The sequence below is a fragment of the Caulifigura coniformis genome (assembly GCF_007745175.1).
In the GTDB taxonomy this organism is placed as follows: domain Bacteria; phylum Planctomycetota; class Planctomycetia; order Planctomycetales; family Planctomycetaceae; genus Caulifigura; species Caulifigura coniformis.
This window is the reverse complement of the sequence record NZ_CP036271.1, coordinates 841915-864858: the sequence shown is the minus strand read 5'-3', so window position 1 is coordinate 864858 and position 22944 is coordinate 841915. Positions and strand designations below refer to the sequence as shown.

Below are 22944 nucleotides of genomic sequence, written 5' to 3'. Positions count from 1 at the left end.
CGGATGCAAGGTGCGCGCCCACGCCGGCGCCGCGTCGGGCGTATGTGTCATCGGGCAAACTCCGCTCCGCCCGCAAACGACAACCCGTTCCGATCACCGCATGCTTCCTCGCTGGACGAGTTTTGTTGTGCCGGTCTGCGTATTCGGCCTGCTGGTCGCCCTGATCCTGCCGGCCGTTCGACAGGCGCGCGAGACGGCCCGGAGAACCCAGGCCCGGAACAACTTCAAGCAGTGGGGGCTCGCGGTTCAAAACTACGCCGACGTGTACAGAGTCCTGCCGCTCGGCGCCAGCGTCGATGCGGACGGCGTCGCTCACCACGGCTGGCCCACCAGGTTGATTCCCTTCCTGGCGGCAACCCCGCTCTACAACATGATCGACATGAACCGGCCCTGGGACAGCCCGGTGAACGAACCCTTCATGCGCGAATCGCTGTGGTGCGAACATAGCCCGTTCATCACCGCGCCGCTCGTATCGCCGGAGGGCTACCCGCTGATCCATCACGCGGCCAATCCGAACGTCATGCACAGGAATCACTGCGTCACGTTCGATGACATGACGGCCGGGACGTCCGAGACCTTCCTGATCGGTGAGGCGGGCGGCGACTTCCTCCCCTGGGGATACCCCTTCAACTGGCGCCGGCTGGGAGACGCGATCAACAACTCGCCTGCCGGGTACGGGCTGCCAGGCCGCGCTGTCACGTACGTCGTGATGGCGGATGGTTCCGTCGAGTCGCTCAGCCCGGAGATCGATCCCCGGTTGCTCAAAATCCTGAGCTCCGCCCCTCCGGTTGCGACAGCGGAACAGGCGGACCTTCCCCCGCGGCCGGAAAAATTTCGCTCCACCGGAGCAACGTGGGAGCGGCCTGGGGTGGGCTCATACAGGGCCGATGTCAGGATCCACCCGGAGACGCAGGAGATCCTGATCTCCATTCACGCCGACAAGGGGAGCAATCCCGATGACCCTCCAACACCGGGGAACATCCAGTCTGTTGTCGTCACTCAATACCCGAAGTGCACGTCGCTTTCCGTGCCGATTCCGCTGAACCGGTCGCTGGCGACGGTGCTCTCCCGACTCCCCGACCTGGCCCATCTCGAATCTCAGCGAGTCGACGATGTGGAGGATGTGAGCTCAATCCTCAAAACGTGGACGAAGCTCACGTCGCTGCGCTTCCACGGCATCAGCGACGCGAACTTCGAGCGGCTGCAGCGGGAACTCCCGGCCGTTCGAATCCTTCGCGATCGTTCCTGAGATCACCTGCCTCCGAACCGGTCATCCGCTAAGATCGCTCTGCTCATTCGACGTATCCGGAGTGGTTATGCACCGTTGGTTTGGCGCGGTCGTTGTTGTTCTGGGCCTGACATCTCAAGCCGCTGCGAAGGACTGGCTCGATTTCCGCGGGCCGACGGCCCAGGGCCTTTCCGACGCCACGCGGCTCCCCACGACCTGGAGTGAGACCGAGAACGTCGTCTGGAAGACGGAGATTCCCGGCCTCGGCTGGTCGACCCCCGTCATTGTCGGCAATCGACTCTTTATCACGACCGCCGTTCAGGAAGGCGACGACGCCCAGTCGCTGCGCGCCCTCTGCATCGATCCCCGCAGCGGTGAGATCCTCTGGAACAACGAACTCTTCCGCACCGAAAGCAAGGTCGAGATCCACAAGAAGAACAGTCACGCCAGCGCCTCGCCGCTGATCGACGGCGACCGGGTGTTCCTCCACTTCGGTCCCCACGGAACGGCCGCCGTCGACTTCGACGGCAAGGTTCTCTGGAAGACCAATGAGCTGAAGTACCTTCCGCAGCACGGCGTCGGCGGGTCTCCGGCCCTGGCCGGCAATCATCTGGTGATCTGCTGCGACGGCCACGACTCGCAGTACGTCGCGGCTCTCGACAAGACCACCGGCCACGTCGCCTGGAAGACTCCTCGCGATGTTGGCTTCTCGAAAGGATTCTCGTTCGGCACGCCGCTCGTCGTTGACATCAACGGCCAAACGCAGGCGATCTGCCCCGGCAGCGGCGCGATCATGTCCTACGATCCGGCCAACGGCAAAGAGCTGTGGCGTGTGCGTCACGGCAACTGGTCGGTCGTCCCCCGCCCGGTCTACGCCAACGGCCTGGTCATCGCCTGCACCGGCTATGAGAAGGGGAAGATCCTGGCCATCGATCCCACAGGGAGCGGCGACATCACCGACAGTCATGTGAAGTGGTCGCTGGAACGCGGAGTCCCCTACAACCCATCGCCGGTCGTCGTGGGGGACGACGTTTACTTCGTGTCGGACGCGGGGATCATCAGCTGCGTCGACGTTTCCTCCGGAAAAGTCCACTGGACGGAGCGGGTCGGCGGCAAGTACTCGGCCTCCCTGCTGTATGCCGACGGCAAGATCTACGCCCAGAACGAAGAAGGGCGTTCGATCGTGTTCAAGCCGGGACACACGTTCGAGAAGATTGCCGAGAACGAATTTGCCAATGGGCTCAGGACCTACGCGTCCTACACTCCGATTGACGGGGCGCTGTTCCTGCGCAGTGAATCGCACCTTTACCGTGTCGGCGAAAAAGAGAACGTGGCCGCGAAGTAAGCGGTCCGGGAAGCCGGCGGGAAGAATGCGTCTAGAATCGCGTCGTTCCCCTGCCTCTGCCTCCGGACTCTTTCCATGCGATCGCAACGATCCTTCTCCGCAATTTTCTTCTCCGCCCTCGTTTCGGTTTCGACCAGCGCTTTTGCCGACGACTGGCCCCAATGGCTTGGGCCGCAACGGAACGGCGTCTGGAGCGAAACCGGAATTGTCGAGACGTTTCCAGCGGAAGGCCCTCCGGTGAAGTGGCGGGCGAGGATCGCGGGAGGCTACAGCGGGCCGGCGGTGGCGGACGGACGGGTATTCGTCTCCGACTACGTCCGGAAATCGGGTGACGCCAAGGCCGATCCGGGGGTCAAGAACATCCTGCAGGGGAACGAGCGGCTCCTCTGCCTCGACGAAAAAACAGGGCAGGAGTTGTGGGTCCACTCTTACCCGCGGACCTATGAAATCTCCTATCCGGCCGGCCCGCGGGCCACGCCGACGGTCGATGGTGATCGCGTCTATTCTCTTGGCGCGGAAGGGGACCTCCGCTGCCTCTCCGTGAAAGACGGCTCGGTCATCTGGGCGAAGAACTTCCAGAACGACTACCAGGCGACGACGCCGATGTGGGGCTTTGCCGCCCATCCGCTCGTCGACGGCGATCACCTGTTCGCGACGCCCGGCGGCCCGAACGCCTTTGCCGTCTGCCTCGACAAGAAGACTGGCAGGGAAATCTGGCGCACCCTCAACTCGAAGGACGCAGGTTACTGCCCGCCGACCATGATCGAGTTTCACGGCCGGAAAGAGCTGGTGCTGTGGACTCCGGAATCGCTCAACGGTGTCGATCCTGCATCCGGTTCCGTTCACTGGACGGTCCCACTCGAACCGAACTTCGGAATGTCGATCGTCCCGCCGGTGCAGGTAGGCGACTCGCTGTTCGCCGGCGGCATCGTGAAGATCGGCGTGATGCTGAAGCTGGCGGCAACAGGCATGCCGGAGGTGCTCTGGAAAACGTCGCCCAAGATCGGCCTGGGGCCGGTGCATAGCCCGATCCTGGTGGTCGGCAACACGTTGTACGGAGTGGATCGCGAGGGCGAGCTGACGGCCCTCGATTCAGCCACCGGCGGAAAGCTGTGGGAGACCTATGCCGCCACCACGGGAGACCGCAGGGCCGGCTCGGCGACGGCGTTTCTCACACGGAACGGCGACCGGTTCTTCCTGTTCAACGAGAAGGGCGACGTCATCATCGCGAAGCTGACCCCCGAGAAGTACGAAGAGGTGAGCCGGGCGCATGTGATCGCGCCGACGCAGGACGCCTTCGGGCGGGCCGTGATCTGGAGCCCGCCTGCGTTTGCGAATCGCTGCATGTACGTCCGCAACGATAACGAGATCATCTCCCTCGATCTGTCCGCGAAATGACGCGAATGGGCGCAGGCGTGACGAGCGCCGGCGCGATCGTTACACCAACCGCATGCATCGCATCGGTCTCGGACACGACACTCATCGCCTCGCCCCCGGAAAGCCGCTGATCATCGGCGGCGTCCTCATTCCGCATGAAACCGGCCCCGTCGCGCACAGCGATGGGGACGTCCTGCTGCACGCCATCACCGACGCCCTGCTCGGCGCGGCCGGGCTGGGCGACATCGGTGAATGGTTTCCCGACAACGATCCGCAGTACGCAGGAGTCGATTCGGGCATGCTGCTCGAGAACGTTGTCGCACGACTCAAGGGGGATGGGTGGTCGATCGTGAATCTCGACTGCACCGTTCACGCCCAGCGGCCAAGACTCTCGCCCTTCAAGACCGCCATCAAGGAGCGAGTCGCGTCGCTGCTGGGCCTCGACGCTGCGATGGTCAACGTGAAAGCCAAAACTGGCGAAAAGGTCGGTCCCGTCGGCCGGGAGGAAGCTCTCTCCGCGGACGCCGTCGTGTTGATCGAGCGAGCGGGATCCTGACGGACGACTGGTTCGAAACGTCCTTCCCAAAAAAGAACGCCCGGCCCTCGACGAGTCGAGGGCCGGGCGTGTTTCATCACTCATCAACCCTGAACGACGAGTCGTCCGTGGGGTCCAATGAGGAGGTGGCTGTCTTGTCCCGAAGGACGCCACGGTGCTGACGACTGCTGGTTACCCCACAGCCGCCACTTCAAACCGGGCCGGCGAATCATCCGCCGACGTCCGCTCAGACAGTCGCACCTCGTTGGCTAGTACAGTGATATTGCACGCGACCACCTCCTTTCTGACAGAACACCCCACCTCCGGCGACTTGCCAGAATAACCGGAAGGGCGGGCCTGAAAACCAGCCGTGCAGCGTCCGCACGGCACGACGCGATTCTTGCGAAATCCGCCGGCGTGGCAAGAGGAGTTTTGCGATCTTCGCGAATTCCTTCCGCAGTCGTGACCGCGCCTCGCAGCGTCAATCCTTCACTTCGCGGCCGCCGAACGCCACGACGGCGCCCGGTTTCCCGCGGACGTTGAACTCTCCGCGTGATGCCCCGAGTGGCCTTCCACGGCGCGCGGGCCGTTGTCGAAAGCAGGTCGCGATCAATCGTCGCCACTAGTTCGCGGGGGCGCGCAGCTCGAGCTCGACGAGCGTTCCATCGGCCGGCTTCGTCGAAACTCCGGCCCGCGCTTCACACGTTGCGTTCACGGCCTTGAACCGGAACATCTTCACGATCGCTCCGACAACCAGCGCCACTTCCAGCTGTCCGAGGTGCTTCCCGGGGCAGACGCGCGCCCCGTGCCCGAATCCGAAGTGCAGCATCTCCTTCGACGCCCGTCCACTGGCGGCCAGGTGCTCCCAGCGCTCGGGGGCAAACTCGTTCGCGGGGTACCCGGTGATCGCTGGCCCCCAATGGTCATCATGCCGGTTCGCATGCCACACGCCAAGCAGGACGTGCGTCCGCGCTGGGATCTGCATGGTTCGGCCGTCGGAGATCGTCACCGTCGTATCCACCGTCGCCTGCCGGGGCAGGAAATAGAGCGACGGCGTGAGGCGCAGGGTTTCATCGAGCACACGACAGAAGTAGCCGGCCTCATCGAGCCGGTCTGGCGTGTAGTCGTCGATGTGCTCGATCTCGGTGAACACTTTCTCCTGCGCCGGGAGATTGCGCGACAGGTGTGCCAGCGTCCAGGTGGCGTAGGACGTCGTCGCCTCGAGCGCTCCGGCCAGGAACACGCGCAGGTTGCTGCGGAGAGCCGAGTCGGGCGCATCCGACTTGAACTGCTTCCACAGTCCTTTGCCCGACTTTCGACCGGCAAGAACCAGGTTGGTCAGTTCCTCGAAGGTGGCGTCGTCGCGTTTCGCCTGGGCAATTGATCGGGTCAATGCGGGCAACTTCTTCAGCGGCAGGCCAAGCGTGTTCGTCACCGTGTCGCGGACGATGTGGTCGATCATCCGTTCGATGGCCGGAACGTAATTTGACCGCAGTTCGTCGTAGCCGATTTCCGTTCCGAAGAAGTTGTTGGTGAGCAATTCCAGCATCACCACTTTGATCTCGGGCTCGAGCGAGACGATTGCGGTCGGCTTTCCGGTGGAGGCGAGATGGTCGCGGAGCACTCCCAGACGCTTGCGAATCGTCTGCCGGAAGGTCGCCTCGAACTCGTGGAATCGCTCTGGCTGGAAGAGGGTCGTCTTGCCGAACGGCGGCGCCGCGATCTTCCGCTGCCGCCGCCAGACCGAGCCGTTCGAATACAGGAGCGTGTCCTTGCCGGTTGCCCGCGCGATGCCGGCCGACGGGAGGGGATCGCGGTCGAACTGGCCCGGCTGGTCGCCCGTGTCGCTGCAGATGGCGCGAATGACGGCCGGATCGCGCGTCACCAGGACGGGCGGAAAGCCAGGAAAGTCGAGATATCGGTTGTGCCGCGCGGCGCCTTCCGCCGATTCGGAGCCGTGAAAGTAGGAGTCGAGAATGCACAGCGGGTCCCGGTAGTTCCACGGGTGTGGGAATGGCAACGCCGGTCGTCCAGAACCGGGAGCCAGAATTGGAACACGCCCGGGAAGCAGTTCGCCGCCGAATGGATTCCTCCCGAGGAGCTGCCCCGGCAGACGGGCCAGCCGCTCCCAGAGGCCGAAGCCAGAGGTTCGGGGGGTCGCCACCGGGACCTCCGAACTGGCAGGCGGTGCAGACGGTTGCGACGTATCGTTCATGGAGCGGACTGCAGAAGTGAGGGTCGCCATGGCACCGCAGGCGAGATTCGCGATGCGGCGCAACGCAGGATAACGATGCGAGCGGCAGATCCCGCGAGTACCAGTTTCCTCTTAGGGTGCGTGGACATTCGTTATCGCGGAGGCCGGTCCCCCGGAGGGAGACCTGTGACGACCTGTGACAGCGGAGAACCGACTAAAACATTGGAGTTCTGGACCTGTGACATGTGTGACGAGCTTTGGAGTGGTCTTTCACCTCCTCCCGCGGGGCTGATCACCCCCTGTTTGCGTTGCCAAAGAACGAACTCTCTACCCTGACGGGAGAGGTTGCGCATCGGGCAGAGTCTTCGCGCGCCTGAAGGGGCTTTGGGCCTTAACCTTCAGTTGCGAAAGTGATTGCGTCGCATGCCGCAGCGAGATTCTGACATCGAGCCGGGAAGCTCTCGCCTGTGCGGTGGGCAGGTTGAATGTCCGGGCGGCCGAAAGCACTTATTGCTCAGACCTGCTGAAACGCGAGAAAACACTGTGTCGGACTGACTTCCCCCTGTTCCGCCTACAGTGCATTGAGCATGTCGATGGCCTTTTTCTCAAACATCTCCTGCCATTCCGGGGCGAGGATGCTGTCGCAATCTTCCTGGGCGTTTCCCGGGTTCTCGAGCTGCTCCTTTGTCGGGGCGTAGTAGATGTAGCCGTTGGTGTAGCCGGCGATGAAGGTCGATGGGTGCGGCGACTTCGACTTGAGATTGAGCCCGATCTGCACCGTCAGCTCGCCGGGGAACGTGAGCAGCATGAACTCGCCGATTCGCAGGCTTGCGAGTTCGACATCCACCGTCCGCTTGCCGGCCGCGATGTTCTGCGCCTGATGCTTCCGCAGGAGCGCAAGATTCGTCTGCACGCGGGTCAGCTCTTCCATCGCCAGGATGTTCTGAAGGTAGGCTTCGACGTTCTTCCGGTTCTCAGCGTCAAGACGGCTGAGCTGCTCGCGGCCGAGAGCCTTTTCATGCAGATAACGCGAGGCGGGGGACGATGGAAATTCGCCTGTCAGCCCGTGCTTCACCATCAGCTGCAGGAAGGTCTTGAAGTTGAGCGTCGTGCCTTTGAAGCTCGCGGCCAGGCGCGTCTGCTCCTGTTCGAGCTGCGCGATGCGATCGGCCTGATCGGATCGCGGCAAGGCCAGCGTCTCGTTCCTCACGACCAGTCGCTCGTCGACCTGAGTCTGAATCCTGTGAACGGCCTTGAGCGTGCTGAGGCCGAGCATGTTGCCGAGCGGCTCGGCATCGCGCGGCTGGTCAACCGCCTTGTACGACACCGGGTTGATATCGCCGCCACAGCCCTGCACGAACAGGGCGACGGCCCCGTGGCCGAGGTTGTCTTCAATCACCTGCGAGGCGAATCCCGTCATGTCGGCCGTGTTGGCGCCTGAGGGCACTCCCTGGATCGGATGGCAGGCGAAGTTGTAGACGACCGCCAGCGGCCGGCCGTCGACCCGATCGAGCCGCAGCACGCCGATGGCGGGATCGATCGGCCCCACGGATGCGATGTCGGCATCCGCGGCGAACGAATACGCATGCCGCACATCGACCGTCTTCCCGCTCTTCAGCTTGATGCGGCGGTTCTCGGAGACGCGGTCTTCATGACCGACGCCGACGCCCACTCTGACCGGCACGAGATTCTTCAGCGCCTGGCTGACGGCCTGGAACGAACACTCGCCGACATCCGGCGCGACGATTCCATGACAGTGACTCGCGTTGACCAGGATCTGCGTCGGAGCAATCCCGAACTCCTTCTGCACCCGGGCCCGGAGCGCGGGGAGGTAGTCGTTGTTGATATGCCCGATCTCGCCTACTGCGACGGCATCGAGCGTCATGATGACGGCCGTCGTCTCGCCCGATCTCAGTACGAGGGCTTTCACAAACAGCGGATCATTCACCGGGCCTGTGCGGTTGGTGATATCCACCTTGGCCGTCCCGGCGAGCAGTTCGGCATGGAGCGAGTCGGCGGTGCACGAAAAAACCCACAGCAGCGCCGTTGCCAGCAGCATGCGGTGGGTCAGTGTCAGCGATCGGGATGCAATCACGGCCAGCCCATCGGAGTTTGGGACACGACGAAGAAGCCGTCGCCCCGGAGCGCCGCTTACGCCGGGCGCTTCGGATCGGCCTTGAGCGGCAGCTGGACGCGCTTGCCCGTCCACGACGATTCGTAGATCGCGAGGATGATCTCGACGCTCTTGCGCCCCTGCAGTCCGTCGATTGCCGGGGGCCGGCCCTTCTGGACGGCTTCGACGAAGTCTTCGAACTGCAGCTTGTGCCCCGTATAGGCGATCGCCTTGGGGTCAGAGGCGCCGCCGGTGGTGCCGGCCTTCTTCGCAAACTTCTCTTTCACCTGGGCGTCGTCGCCGACGGCGTTGGCGAATTCCCACATGAGGACGTCGTCCTGCTCGACGATGGCCGAGCCCTGAGTGCCGTGGATCTCGGTCTTTTTCAGCAGTCCCGGCCAGGCCGAGGTCGTGGCCTCGAGCGTCCCGAGAGCGCCGTTTTTGAACTTCACGATGGCGGTGCCGACGTCTTCCACGGCGATCCGCTCGTGCGCGATGGTCGATGTCAAACCGCAAACCTGGTCGACATCGCCCATGAACCAGTAGAGCAGGTCGACATTGTGAATCGCCTGATTCATGTACGAGCCGCCGCCGTCCAGCTCCCAGGTGCCGCGCCAGGCGCCCGAGTCGTAGTATTCCTGCGTCCGCCACCACTTCACATACGTGTCGCCCAGCGTCAACTTGCCGAACCGGCCGGAATCAATCGCGTTCTTCAGCGCCAGGTTGGCCGGCGAGAATCGCGACGGCAGGATGGCGCCGAGATAGACGCCGGCTTCTTTACAGGCGTTGATGATCCTGTCGCAGCGCTCGAGCGTGATCTCGAGCGGCTTCTCGACGAGAACATGCTTGCCGGCTTTCGCGGCGGCGACGGCCGGCTCGACATGCGCGCCGCTGGGGGTGCAGATCGTCACGACCTGGATCTCCGGATCGGCCAGCATGGCGTCCAGCGATTCGTATCCCTTGCAGCCTTCTTCCTTGCCGAACGCGGCGGCCCGTTCCGGCTTCATATCCGAGCAGCCAACGAGGCGGGCGTTGGGGATGTCCTTGATCGCCAGGGCGTGGAACTTGGAGATCATTCCTGTGCCGACGATGCCGAAGCCAGTTTTCATGGAAGCTGTTGCCGTTTCTCTGCGGGTTCGAAATTGAGTTGAGCCGGCATTATTCCGGGTGGCCGGCGTATTGTCATGGTTCCGGCCGGTGGAGTCGCAAAAAAGGCCCCTGCGCATGAAGAAGCCCGGCGTCTTAAGAGAAGCCGGGCTTCGGGAGTGTGGTCGACCGAATTACGCGAACAGCGTGTTCACCGCCTCGGCCTTCACCAGCTCGCGCGGCTGATTGAGGTGGTTGTAGACGATCGTCTGCGGGTTGATGCCGAAGGCATGGTAGATCGTCGCCAGGAGCTGGCCGGGATGGACCGGATCCTTGAGCGGGGCCGAGCCGGTGGCATCGCTCTGGCCGTGCACGTAGCCGCGCTTCATGCCGGCGCCGGCGACGACCGCCGTGTAGCAGTACGGCCAGTGGTCGCGGCCGTCGGCGCTGTTGCCGTTGCCGGAGGTGCTGACGCCGCGCTGCGGGCTGCGGCCGAATTCTCCGACCGCCACCACCAGCGTCTCCGAAAGCATGCCGCGGTCGTCGAGGTCTTCAATCAGGGCCGAAAGCCCGGTATCGAGCATCGGGGCCGACTGCTTCTTCATGCGGTCTGGCAGGCCGGTATGCACGTCCCACGAGTGGTTGTCGCTGTTGGCCACCTTGGGCCACACCACTTCCACGACGCGGGTCCCGGCTTCCACCAGGCGGCGGGCGAGCATCAGGGACTGGCCAAAGGTATTCCGGCCGTAGCGGTCGCGGGTTTCACGCTTTTCCTGTTCGAGGGCGAACGCGTCGCGAGCCTTTCCAGAGGCGACGAGGCTCAGGGCCCGGCTGTAGTACTCATTGAGGTTGTAGCTCTTCACGGCGCGGTCGACTTCCGGCATGCCGGCGTTCACGACGTCGCGCAGCTTCGCACGGCGTTCGAGGCGCTCGCCGTAAACGTCCGCCCGCAGCTCGAGGTCGTCGACGCGGATGCGGTCCATCTTCGTCATGTCCATGTCGTCCCCATCCGGATACAGCGTGTAGGGGTCGAACGCTTTTCCGAGGAAGCCGGCCGTGCCTCCCTTGCCGACGACATTGCTCTCCTGCAGCGGACGGGGAAGCATGACGAACGGCAGCATCGGCGTATTCGTCGGCTTCAGCCGCATGATGTTCGAGCCGAAGTTCGGGAAGTCCTTCGGGCTCGGCGGCTCCAGCTGGCCGGACGGGCTGACCTTGTCGGTCGTGTAGCCGGTCATCATCTGGTAGATGGCGGCCGTGTGGTTGAACAGGCCGTTCGGCGTGTAGCTCATCGAGCGAATCATCGTCACCTTGTCGGTGACGTTGGCCAGCTGCGGCAGGAGCTCGGTGAACTGGAGCCCCGGGACCTTCGTGCTGATCGGGCTGAAGATCGACTTCACGTTCTCGGGGACGTTCTCCTTCGGGTCCCACAGATCGAGATGGCTCGGCCCCCCCTGCAGATAGCAGAGGATGATGCTCTTGGCCTGCCCCCAGCCGGCGCCGCCGACGGTTCCTTCCGCGGCGCTGGCCGCCTGCATCTGCAGCATGCCGCCGAGGGTCGCCCCGAGCATGCTCGAGCCGCCGACACGGAGGACGTCACGCCGGGTGACGCCAAGATGGCCGTCGCAAAGATCTTTGCCGGGCTGACCGGGAACGCGAATAAGCATGAGAAGCCTCGCTATTAGGTCTGCGTCGATGGGTGTCAGCGTAACGTCGGTCCGTCAATTCCGGGAATCCCGGTCGTCGGGGAAACTAGCGGTTGAACAAAAACGCCGGGCTGTTGATCAGGGCCCAGGCGTAGTCCTGGGCGATCGTCAGCCGCTTGTGGCCGAGCTGGTCCCTGCTGAGGTCGACCGCCCGCTTCAGACGGGCCAATTGCGGATCCACGAGCAGCGGCTTTTCGGCTTCCTTCAGGGAGTTCCGCAGTTCCACCAACTTCGGATCTTCCGGAAGCGGCTTCTTCGCGACTGTCAGTGCGTCTGCCTTCTTCTTCGCTTCGACATCCTGCGACTTGACGTAGTCGAACGCGGTCTTGTTCTGTTCCGGTGTGCGGGCCGAGGCGTCCAGAACCGCGATCTGCAGCAGGTTCTCCGGCAGGCCGAAGCTGACCGGCGCGGGGGATTTCGTCACTGACAACCGGAAACGTCCCAGGCTGTGGGCCGAGTCGGCATACCGCTGGTCGATCGCGATCGTGATCGTCGAGCCGCCGTCATGGCCCACCGGCGATTTGCATTCGAACGTGGCGACGTGGTTCTTGCCTGTCTCGGGGACGACGGCCCAGCCATTGCTGGACTCGGGGCGCTTGCCGTCGATCGCCGTGGCGACCTCGTATCCCGCCTGGCTGAAGTCGGCCTTGGCGTTGTGCAGATCCACCTTCTGTTTCTGGTTCGGTTTCCCTTTCGGAGCGATGCTCATCTCGAACTCGGTCACGACGAAATTGCCGTTCGGTGAACGACCGGGCCCCATTCCCTTGAGCCGGCTATCCGTCAGGGCTTCAAGTTTGACCCCGGTGATGCCGGTCAGGTCGACATCGGCGACGAGCACGTACTGCCCCTTCTTCGGATTCGAGGGAGCGATGTAGATCGAGCCGTCTTCCATCTTCGCGAACTTCCCGCCGATCTCGCTTTTCGACCGCTTCAGGTCGATGTTGAGCGTCGTCCAGCCGGTCGATTCGCTTTTCGCCGCGGCCAGCCAGTCTGCGACTTTCGGCTCCAGCGTTTTCTCATAATCGGCCAGGTCCTTTTCGGCGGCAGCGATCTTCCCGGTACGTTCCTTTTCGGCCGCCTCGATCGCCGGCTTGATCGATTCGAAGTGCTCATCGTGCGCCTTTTTCGCGGCAGCGATGGCGGCCTCACGTTTCATTGTCTGCTCGGCGACGACCGGCGCAATCTTTGTTTCGTACGCCGCGAGCTCCTTCTCCAGGTCGGCATTCTCCGCATCCATCTGGGTGAGCAGCGACTCGACCGCACCGATCTCCTCCTTCGTCGCCGGCTTGTTCAGGATGCGAAGGCTGAGTTCGTCGAACAGCTTCGCGTTGTCCGGGACTTCTTTGACGAGTTTTGCGATCGCATTCTCGCCATCGGAGATGGCGTCGCCCACGGTCGGACCACTCATCAGCGCCATGATCGGGCCGAGCTGCAGGTCATTCGCCCGCTCGCACTCACAGGAACTTTCCCGCGCGGGGCGTCCCAGGTTGTCGAGGAATCCATCCTTCGTGCCGAGTTCCGAATCGGGCAGGGCTGCCGCCCGCAGACCGGGAGTCACTCCTGGAATCTTCGAGGCATGGCCCGTGACGGAGTGAATCGCGTCGAACAGCACCTCGGCCGGCAGGCGCCGCGCCAGGGCGTGCGAGTAGTTCTGCGTGTCGTCGGCGTTCCAGGCGTTCGTCGACACTGACAGCTGATATGCCCGCGATTTGCAGATCGTGCGCATCAGGTGCCTGACATCCATCCCGTGATCGATGAAATCCTTCGTCAGCCAGTCGAGCAGCTCCGGGTTCGTCGGAGGATTGCCGGCCCGGATGTCATCCAGCGGCTCGATCAATCCGACGCCGAGAAGATAACCCCAGATGCGGTTGACGTAGCTCCTGGCGAAATACTGGTTGTCGGCCGATGTGATCCAGCGGGCCAGTTCTTCGCGGCGGCTCGGGTCGCCTGCGATCTGATATTCGGCGTGGTACGGGAACTCCGGCCTGGCGACGGCGCCGGTCCGCAAGTGGATCTCTTCGCCTTCTTTCTTGTCGACGACTTTCTCGTAGAGCGGTTTCGCCCCTTCCACGGCCGTCCCGCCGATCTTCTTGTCGCCACTGGCCGGATCCGCTTCGAGACCGATCCGCGCGAAGTACGCGGCCGTCTGGTAGTACTGATCCTGCGTCCAGCGCTCGAACGGATGGTCGTGGCACTTGTTGCAGTTGAACCGTACCGCGAGGAACAGGTGCGTCGTGTTCTCCATGATCATCTCGGGATCCCGAAGAATCTTGTAGTACGACGCGGCCGGGTTGTCTTTGTTCGATCCCGATGCCGTCAGCACTTTGTAGGCGAACTGATCGTAGGGGGTGTTGCTGGCCACCTCTTCCCGGATCCACTGGCGAAATGCCGTGGCTCCTTCACGGGCCAGGAACTTCCCGTTGACCTGCAGCATGTCGGCCCACTTGTTGGTCCAGAACACGATGAACTCTTCGCTGCCGATGAGCTTGTCGATGAGTTCGTTGCGCTTCACGCGGGTATCGCGTCCATCGTCCACGAACTTGCGGACCTCGTCCGCGGAAGGCGGAAGGCCGGTCAGGTCGAGGTACAGCCGGCGGATGAATTCGTGGTCGGTGCAGAGATCAGACGGCAGGACTTTCACCCGTTTCCACTTCTCGGCCACGAGACGATCGACTTCGCCCCAGGTCGGCGGATCGACCCAGGCGAACCCGCCGCGCTCGCCCATCGCGGTGACCGTCGTTGCGGCGTAGGCCCCTTCGTAGCGGGCGAGAATCGGTGCTTCGCCGCGGCGAAGCACGGTGATCAGGCCGGCTGAGGTGGTGGCGGCCACGTCGCCGTTGCCGCTTTCAATGAAGCATTCGCGAGAGACGTCGCGCTGATGCCCATCCGGCCAGGTCGCAACGACGCGCACCTGCTGCCGCGATCCAATCGTCTGCACGACCGGATTGTTCGGGTAGACGTCGATCCGTGTCGGCTTGGCATGCGACAGATCGACCCTGGCGCCTTCAGCGATCCAGGTCCGGACGATGCGGTAGTATTCGTCGCCCGGCTTGAACAACTGGCCGCCCACATGCGGAACAGCCCCCGTCGCCTTCAACAGCATAAGGCTGTCGTCGGGCGACGCCGTGTTCACGCGGCGTGAGGCGTGATCGTCAGTGAGCGAGCGGATATCGAAGATCGCGTCGTAACCGCGTAGCGACAGTTTGAACCCGTCCTTGCCATCTTTCGAACCGTGACACGTCCCCGCGTTGCAGCCGACCTTCGACAGCACCGGGTTCACGTCTTCAATGAAGCTCAACGGCTTCGAGGCTTCATAGCTTTCCACCGTGACGGGAATGTCGACCGACTGTCCGAGGGCCGAGATCTTCAGCGTGCCGGTGCTGTTCCCCTGCGGCTTGACGAGGCCCGTCTTGCTGACGCGAACATTCGCTCCACCCGCCGGTTCGTACGACGCGAGCCGCGTGACGTCGACCTGGTCGCCCGACGCCAGTTCGGCAAACACGAGCAACTGGTTGTAGCTGTACGGTCCGGCGAGGCTGATCGATTCGGGCTGAGTGTGCAGCCGCGTGATCGTCATCGAGGGAGGCGTCGGCTCCGGGGCCGAGGGAACCGGGGCGCTCTCCGAGGCCGAAGGTGTCGCCGGCAGGGCGGCGACGGCTGATGGGCTGACATCGACGACCGGGGTCTCACTGAGGACCGCCCCGCTCGCCGCGTCGATCTTTCGCAGAATTCCTTCCGCCCCGGCCGCTGCAACGAACTTACCGTCCGGTGAAACCGACACGGCATAGATGCTCGACGGGAGTTCGACCTTGTTCAGAAGGGCGACATCCTTGGTGACGAATTCTTCGAGCTTCTTCTTTTCGTCGGCCGATTGGCTGCTGGCGACCTTCTGCACGATCGCCTTGATTTCGTCGGGCAGGACGTCATCGAAGTCCGCGGAATAGGTGTAGACCCAGCCTTTGCCGTCGAGCGAGCTGCAGACGGTGATCTGCTTGCCATCGGCCGAGTAGTCGACTCCGAAAATGCGCCCCGGAATCGCCGGGAACCTGCGAATCAGATTGGCGTCGTCGCCGATCACGCGATTGGTGACTCGCTCCATCCGGTAGACCCGCGGCACGCCGTCCGAGCCGCCAATCAGGATGTTGTTCCGCCTGGGATGCCGGGCAACGGTTTGCAGGCCCCCTTTCAGCGCACCCGGAGTGATCGACGTGATGTTGTCGACGAACCGCTGGGTTTCCGTTTCATAGAGTTTGGCCGACATATCGCGGCCCACGGACACCAGGTGTTTGCCGTCAACGCCGAACACGGTGTCGACCGCCCAGTCGTCGTGCGCGCCGCTGAAGAACGTCTGCTGGCCACTGGCGACATCAAATGCACGGACCGTCTTGTCGGCGCACCCAACGGCCACACGGGTTCCATCCGGTGACCAGCTGGCCCCGTAGATCGTGTCGAACGTCACCGGGATCGAGATCTCCAGCTTCTTCGATTCCACGTCCCAGATCTGGAGTTCCCCCATCCGGCAGGGGAGACCGCCGGCAACTGCCAGCTTCTTGCCATCGGGAGAAAAGCGGACCGATTCGATCCGCTCCGAAACGCCGATGAACCGGCCGTAAACTTCACCCCCATCGGTCTTCCGCAGGATCACTTCATGGAAGCCGGCGATCGCCAGGAGGCTTCCGTCAGGCGAATGGTCGAGCGACGTGACAACCGGGAGCCGGTAGTAGACTGGCGGGTGGTGGACATCGTAGTGCTGGACGGCGTTGACCGGCGTGTCGTCCGCCGCTCCCTGCTCGATCCATTTGCGGACGAGGTCGATATCGGCCGCACTGAGGGCCGGCTTGTCCTTGGGCATCGCGGCCTTGCCATCGCTACCCGGGACGATCTGCTTCAGCAGTTCGCTCTCCTCCGGCTTGCCTGCCACCACCGCCGCGTCGCCGCTTTCGCCCCCTTTGGCCAGGCGTTCAAACGACGTCATGACGTAGCCGCCAGCCGCCTTGGCCGGCTGATGACAGCCCTGGCAGTTCGCCTGGAAGATCGGACGAATCTGCTTGTCGAAGCTGATCTTCGCGGCTGGCTCGTCGGCCACAGCGGCGATGGAAATCGCGTTCAACGCCACAGAGAAAAACGAGCAGCACAGCGACGCAAACGAGCGGAATCGCATCGGGCAACCTCGGTGTCGGCGGCAGGACTGCAGGCCAGCGGTCAAACAGGGGGCTGGCGGGCAGCAGACCGCCCGCGCTGGGTCGCGCGGGCCAGGGCAACAGGCAGGTGGGCATCTGGAGTGTGATGCGGGACGATCTTCAACCAGCGGGAAGAAGTCCGATCGCGGCCCGAAATGCAGGGTGACCGGGATGCAGCCCGGTGTGCAGGCGGACCGATGACCAGCGGTTTCCCGGCAGCATCGATGGAACGCAACACAGCGCTCGTCGTGGGGCTGTCCGTGCCCGGGCGGGGGACGACAGCGTTGTCCCCGGCGGCCCATCTTGAAGCATCGACGAATCGCATCCTCAATCTACCCGGCCAACCGGCGGCCAGCAAGGAGGAAGTCAGCGCCCAATCGCTCGCGTGCCTGCGCGGCCCGGACGACCGGCACGCTCGGCATGAAACTCCCGCCGGCATTGATTTGAATTCGCTCCGATTGCTGCGCAGATTCGCTCGTGAACTGCGCAATCGACTTGTTGCGGCCTGCTCCCGGCACTCATAGATTGGCCCTGCGTTCAAAATCGGAGGAGTGGGCCGCATCTGCGCCAGCCTTTTGCCCGAAGTTCTCCCCCTCTTTAAGAGGAATTTTTCTCCGGCTGCCAGAGTCCACGCGTCATCGACGGTTCTTTTGTACGAGAGACGAGGTGTCGAATGCTTCGGCGTCATGGCTTCACCCTGATTGAACTCCTGGTGGTGATCGCGATCATCGCCATTCTCATCGCCCTGCTGCTGCCCGCCGTCCAGCAGGCCCGCGAAGCGGCCCGACGGACCCAGTGCAAGAATAACCTGAAGCAGTTCGGACTCGGCCTGCACAACTACCACGATGTGCACAACGGCTTCCCCATCAGCGGCCAGGGGGGCGGCCCGACGGCGACGGAAGGAGGTAACTCCGCCAATCCGCGATGCGGCTGGCAGGTCTACATCCTCCCCTTCATGGATCAGGCCCCGCTCTTCAACCAGCTGCACTTCGACGGCCCCAGGCCCGGTGTAGATTACGGCGGCGTCAAAGGAAGCGTGACTCGACAGGTACTCGCCGATCGCGATGAAGCGGGCGAGAAGCAAGTCCCGTACGCCATGTGTCCGACCGACTCCTGGCCCCGACATGTCGCCGACACCACGAACACTCCTTTCAAAACGAGCGCCAACTGGGCCCAGTCCACCTACACGGGCTCAATCGGCTCCTCGCGAACTCCCGGCTCGGCGGCGTGCAATCCGTTCAACGTTTACGCCGAATCGGCCAGCCACGCTGACTACGCGCGCAGCAACCGCGCCAACCGTGTGTCGGGCATGTTCAGCTATTACGGAGTGTTTCTGAACATCCGCGACGTCACCGACGGAACCACCAACACGATCCTGATGGGTGAGGTCCGGCCTGACTGTCATTCGCATGCAACGTACGGCTGGTGGTTCTCGAACGCGATGGGTTCGGCACACGCCTCAACCGTCACGCCGATCAACGAGTTCAACACCTGCAGGAGCGCGCCGAAGAAAGTGTCGAATCCGGCCTGTACCGCCCTCGCCGAATACAACTACTCCTGGGGCTTCAAATCGATGCACGTCGGCGGTGTCCAGTTCCTTCTCGGCGACGGCACCGTCCGCTTCGTCAGCCAGAACGTCGACCATACCAGCTACCAGCGGCTCGGCGGCCGGGCCGATGGACAGGTCCTCGGCGAGTTCTGATCGAGCAATCAAAGTCGACCGTGGCGACGGCGGGCGCGGACATTGATCCGCGTCCGTGAAGGCCTCGTGCTTCCGGCTGACTCACACTTCGCAGGAGACCCGTTCCATGATGCGACCAACGGTGACGGCAGTCCTTCTCATTCTCCTGACGGCATTGGCCGGCGGATGTGGCGGTGAGACGGGCCCGCAACTGGCAGAGACCGTGGGCGTCGTGATGTACAAAGGCAAGCCGCTCGCCAGCGCAAACGTCACCTTCATCCCCGCCTCGGGGCCGGCGGCCTATACGAGCACGGATGAGGCGGGCGCCTTCGCGCTCTCGACTTCAGGAGACCCCGGCGCGATGGTCGGGCCTGGCACGTTTGTCGTCACTGCCTTCGAACAGCTGGCGGTGAAGAAGTCGGAAGAGCAGCTGACCGCGGCCGACATCAAGAAGATGAACACGTCGCTGATCCCCGCAAAGTATGGCCGCCCTGAAACGAGCGGCCTGAACGAGACGATCAAGCCCGATGTGAAGAACGAATTCAAGTTCGATCTGCAGTAAGCGATCCACGGAAGGGTGAAGGTCGTCCCGACCCACGACCGGGACGACGCGAACGCAGCGCCCCGGTGAGTCATGCGACTCCCGCCTCAACCCGCTGGCCCGTCGGATTCGATCGACAGCAGCCGCGGAAAATGCCCGATTCCCGGACCGCTCACCGGAACATCGACCGCTGGCGGAGCCGGCTTTTCCGGCGCCAGCCCTGACGGAGCGTCCGCGGTCGACGGCATGCCGGCCACGTTCAGCATCTTGTCTCCAATCTGGATGGACGACACACGGAGGGTCGGAGCGGCCGGCCCGCGGAACGATGTCATCCGCGTCTGCGGGCCAGACCGGGCCGGTTCTTCGCTGAGGGCCATCGTCAGCGTCACCGTCGAGGAATCGGGATAGGTCAGGTCGAGCTTCAGGTCGTACTTCTGCGTCCCTCCCAGAGGGGTTCCGAGGTCGCGTGCGGGCGTCAGCCGCAATTCGTGCCCGCCGCTGATCGTGGCCGCGTGGGCCGCCGTCAGTTCGACGCCATTGATCGACGCCTTCATGTGCGCGAGTGGCAGCTGCCACGCATCGGACGCATGCAGGATCACTTCGTCCTGTCCGAACGTGATCTGCGGCTGCGCATCAATCGAGCCGGCCACCATCCGCATCACGCCAGTCGGCGCCTGCTCCGGGCCGAGTAGCGCCGCGCAGCGGATCAACACGGGACGGGGAAGGTTTGCGAACTGCGGGTCCGCGAGGATCTTCGCCAGCTTGCCCCGTTCTTCGGCGTGATAGTACACGGAGGCGAGGAACACCCGGCTCTGGTCGAGTTCCAGTCCGACATCCAGGTTCCGCAGCACCGCGTCTTCGGCGGCCACGAACTGGCGGTGCCGCTGCAGGATCCGGGCACAGACGAGGTTCGCTTCCCACACTTCCGTCGACTTGTCGAGCGCCTTGAGGGCCGTGGAGACGGCCGAGGAGTCTTTCAGGTATTCCTGGATCGCGGCCTTGTTCGCCAGGCCGGTCGCCAGCATGTCGTCCTTGCGGAAATGGTTGTTCCCGAGTGCCACGAGCTGGTCGTAGGTCTGCATGGCGTCATCGAGTTCGCCGAGCTCCTGTTGCGTCCGCCCCAGGTAGTACCAGTACGGAGGATACGCCTCCATGAAACCGTTCATCCGGCGCAGCACGCGATGCCTCACGACGGGATCCGGTTCGCGGACCGCCTTGTCGAGCGCGTCGATATCGTCCCCACGGACGAGCCACTTGTCTGGAATCTGCTTTTTCTGGGCGAGCCGCCAGAACGTGTCGAGGAACTGGGACGATTTCTGCACAACCGCGGTCATCCGCGCGCGGTCGATCTTGAGCATGTCGATGTCCTTCTGGACCGTCGTCACGCGGTAGTCCCACCAGCTGTTCGCGCCGTTGCGCACGGCGCTTCCGAACTGCGCGGTGGCGAGATCGGTCGAGAATGCGAGAGCATCCCAGGTCAGCTTCTTGCGGACGCTGCTCTGGAAATTGTCCTTGAGCAGCTTGCGTTCATAGTCCGCCAGGCCGACCTGGTTGATTTCATCCAGAACGCCCGAATACAGGTTGATGACCTCTGGATCCTGGATTGAACTCAGGTTCAGGTTGTTGAGGATCTTTTCCTGTTCCTCCGCCATCACGATCTTGGTTGGCGAATGCCGGATGCGATGGAACGAGGCGCGGCAGTAGTTGAGCGCGACGGCCGTGGCCTTCGCCTGTTCCGGCGAGGTGGCGGCAGCAGCGCCGGACGGGGTCGGTGTGATGAGCGCCGCGGGCTGGGCCGGGGTCTGCTCTTTCGGCGCGGCCGAAGAGGCAGGGCTCGCTGCCGTCGGCGGCGCGGATGCGGTCTGCAACGGCGGCGCATCCTCCGCGGAGAAAGCGAGGCTGCGTGGAAGGAGCGCAGCGATCAGCAGTGCATTACGCCAGGCGGACGTCACGAACAAAATCTCCCCAAGGGGACGGACTGTTCGCAGCCGGAGCGCTCCGCTCGCGCGAAACGCCAGCCACGCCGCGTCGGCCTCGTCTGATGAGGCCTCGCGGAGGTCGTTCTCCTCGTCTTTGGCGATGTCGCCATCGGAAGTCTGCACGTTGCAGATCCCACGAGGTCTTCAACCAGACGGTCACGTCCCTACGGCCCGTCGAGGGATTCTACGCGATGGCTTGCAAGCAGGATGCCGGGAGCTGGAGAGACGGAAGGCCTTTGTGCTCCCATCGCCCCCTTATGCCGAAAGGGTAAACCGGGAGGCGGCCAGACCACGCCCCCGACTGGTAAACTTTCCGCAGTCCTCCCAACTTCCAATCCCCGTCGCCGCAACGGCGAAGAACCACGCCAAGCCGGTCGGCGGATTCTGCCGGTCGCCGTCCCGGGCGTTGCAATTCCTTCTTCCTGCCCGGCGCAAATTGAAGAACCGACAACCCTCAGGCCGGCCGTCGAATCCCCTCCCGCTGGTGTGGCCGGTTCCGGGTCTCCGCGCCGCCGGCTACGCTGTGTGGCTCCTCCGGAGCCGAACTCCTCCCTCTACGCGACTGTGTCAACGTGCTGTACCGCTGCCTGAAACCACTCCTGTTCCGCATGGATGCCGAGAAGGCCCATAATTTCGCGCTCCGCGGCACCGGAACACTTTCCGCGATGCCTCCGCTGGCCCGCCTCGTTCGCTCCACCATGGCGCGACCGAAGGCCGACGTCGTCTCGCTGATGGGGCTCACCTTCCCCCACCGTGTCGGACTCGCGGCCGGGCTCGACAAGAACGGCGTTGCCCCGTGGGCCTGGTGGGCCTTCGGTTTCGGTTTTGTTGAACTCGGCACGGTCACTCCCAAACCGCAGGATGGAAACCCGAAGCCCCGCATGTTCCGGCTCATTGAAGAGAGGGCCGTCGTCAACCGCATGGGGTTCAATAATGCGGGCGCTCCGGCTCTCGCCGCCCGACTGCAGGGGGCCAAGCCTTCGTTCCCGGTGATTGTCAGCGTCGGCAAGAACGCCACGACGCCTCTCGAGAACGCCGAGTCCGACTACCAGGCCGCGGCCGCTGCGGTGGCCTCGGTGGCGGACGCGATTTCGATCAACATCAGCTCGCCGAATACGGCCGGCCTCCGCAGCCTGCAGACACCGGAACTCGCCGGAAAGCTCGTGACCGTCATCCGCGAGGTCGCACCGTCGAAGCCGATCCTCGTGAAGTTCGCGCCGGAACTGTCGGGCGATGACCTTGCTGCCGTGATCGACGCCTGCCTCACAGCCGGGGCCGCTGGGTTCATCGCCACGAACACGCTCTCAACAGCCGTTCGCCCCGAGCTGCCGCAGGGGGGCCTGAGTGGCCGGCCGTTGAAAGAGATCTCGCCCCAGCGCGTCGAAGAGATCCGCCGCCGACTGGGAACAGGCCCGACATTGATTGGCTGCGGCGGCATCGAAGACGCCGCAACCGCCCGGCGCATGCGGGATGCCGGGGCCGATCTCGTCCAAGTTTACACGGCCCTCGTCTACCAGGGTCCGTTCCTGGCGGCCAGCATCTCACGAGAACTGTCTCGAGGGTAGACCGGAAGGACCTTCACACGCGCCACGAAATCGAAGCTTGCAAGGTCGCTCGGTCTCCGTCTGGCGGTGGTCGTTCGCGGTGGTGGGGGGGACCTATGACAAGCTGTGACGACCTGTGACAGTCGAAATTGTCCGGAACCATTGGGATTCTGGACCTGTGACATGTGTGACGAGATTTGCGGTGGTCTATCACTCCACCTTCACCGGGTGATTACCTGACCGTTTTCAATTGCCAAAGAACGAATTCCCCTACCCTGACGGGCGAGGTTGCGCGCGGGGCGGGAACGCTCTCGCTGGTGGGAGTTTGCGATGATGCTCCGCGGCGGATGGCCCGGTTCGTATGTCAGATGGCCTCGCGGCGCATGTTACGGCTCTGTGAGCGTTGCAACCGTGGGAAAGCGCTGCCACCCGCGC

13 protein-coding genes are annotated in these 22944 nt (G+C 63.6%); 7 read left to right on the top strand and 6 right to left on the bottom strand.

Annotation, left to right across the window (positions count from 1 at the left end):
* Positions 1–100: 100 nt before the first annotated feature.
* From Pan44_RS03445 to ispF, 4 genes are all read left to right on the top strand, one after another.
* Positions 101–1249, top strand: a complete 1149-nt coding sequence (locus tag Pan44_RS03445) for a DUF1559 family PulG-like putative transporter (protein WP_197453810.1) — start codon at positions 101–103, stop codon at positions 1247–1249.
* A gap of 67 nt (positions 1250–1316) precedes the next feature.
* Positions 1317–2573 carry a PQQ-binding-like beta-propeller repeat protein gene (locus tag Pan44_RS03440; protein WP_145027268.1) on the top strand — a complete coding sequence of 419 codons (1257 nt, stop codon included), beginning with the start codon at positions 1317–1319 and terminating at the stop codon, positions 2571–2573.
* Positions 2574–2648: 75 nt separating this feature from the next.
* Entirely contained in the window at positions 2649–3971 is a 1323-nt protein-coding gene (locus Pan44_RS03435; protein WP_145027266.1) for an outer membrane protein assembly factor BamB family protein, read from the top strand.
* A 52-nt stretch (positions 3972–4023) separates the two neighbouring features.
* Complete coding sequence (gene ispF / locus Pan44_RS03430) at positions 4024–4506, top strand: 2-C-methyl-D-erythritol 2,4-cyclodiphosphate synthase (protein ID WP_145027264.1); 483 nt, start codon at positions 4024–4026, stop codon at positions 4504–4506.
* Positions 4507–5107: 601 nt separating this feature from the next.
* Here ispF and Pan44_RS03425 read toward each other — a convergent pair.
* The 5 genes from Pan44_RS03425 to Pan44_RS03405 all read right to left on the bottom strand — a co-directional run bounded on the left by Pan44_RS03425 (position 5108) and on the right by Pan44_RS03405 (position 16745).
* Positions 5108–6649, bottom strand: a complete 1542-nt coding sequence (locus tag Pan44_RS03425; protein WP_197453809.1) for a cytochrome P450 — start codon at positions 6647–6649, stop codon at positions 5108–5110.
* Positions 6650–7250: 601 nt separating this feature from the next.
* Positions 7251–8774: a hypothetical protein gene (locus Pan44_RS03420; RefSeq protein ID WP_231754214.1), complete on the bottom strand. Its 1524-nt coding sequence runs from the start codon at positions 8772–8774 to the stop codon at positions 7251–7253.
* Positions 8775–8830: 56 nt separating this feature from the next.
* The gene (locus Pan44_RS03415) at positions 8831–9901 is read right to left on the bottom strand and encodes a Gfo/Idh/MocA family protein (RefSeq protein WP_145027260.1); all 1071 of its coding nucleotides are present in this window, start codon (positions 9899–9901) and stop codon (positions 8831–8833) included.
* A 171-nt stretch (positions 9902–10072) separates the two neighbouring features.
* Positions 10073–11545 (bottom strand): DUF1501 domain-containing protein, encoded by a 1473-nt coding sequence (locus tag Pan44_RS03410; protein ID WP_145027258.1) that lies wholly within the window; start codon positions 11543–11545, stop codon positions 10073–10075.
* Positions 11546–11630: 85 nt separating this feature from the next.
* Positions 11631–16745 carry a DUF1549 domain-containing protein gene (locus Pan44_RS03405; RefSeq protein WP_197453808.1) on the bottom strand — a complete coding sequence of 1705 codons (5115 nt, stop codon included), beginning with the start codon at positions 16743–16745 and terminating at the stop codon, positions 11631–11633.
* 692 nt (positions 16746–17437) lie between these two features.
* Here Pan44_RS03405 and Pan44_RS03400 point away from each other — a divergent pair.
* Together Pan44_RS03400 and Pan44_RS03395 are read left to right on the top strand one after the other, a co-directional pair.
* Positions 17438–18466 (top strand): DUF1559 domain-containing protein, encoded by a 1029-nt coding sequence (locus Pan44_RS03400; protein WP_145027253.1) that lies wholly within the window; start codon positions 17438–17440, stop codon positions 18464–18466.
* Positions 18467–18572: 106 nt separating this feature from the next.
* Entirely contained in the window at positions 18573–19007 is a 435-nt protein-coding gene (locus Pan44_RS03395) for a hypothetical protein (RefSeq protein ID WP_145027251.1), read from the top strand.
* Positions 19008–19093: 86 nt separating this feature from the next.
* Here the strand turns inward: Pan44_RS03395 and Pan44_RS03390 are convergent, their stop codons facing one another.
* Positions 19094–21088, bottom strand: a complete 1995-nt coding sequence (locus Pan44_RS03390) for a hypothetical protein (RefSeq protein WP_145027249.1) — start codon at positions 21086–21088, stop codon at positions 19094–19096.
* A gap of 449 nt (positions 21089–21537) precedes the next feature.
* On the opposite strand from Pan44_RS03390, the gene Pan44_RS03385 reads away from it, so the two are divergent.
* Entirely contained in the window at positions 21538–22530 is a 993-nt protein-coding gene (locus Pan44_RS03385) for a quinone-dependent dihydroorotate dehydrogenase (protein ID WP_197453807.1), read from the top strand.
* The last annotated feature ends 414 nt before the right edge of the window (positions 22531–22944 follow it).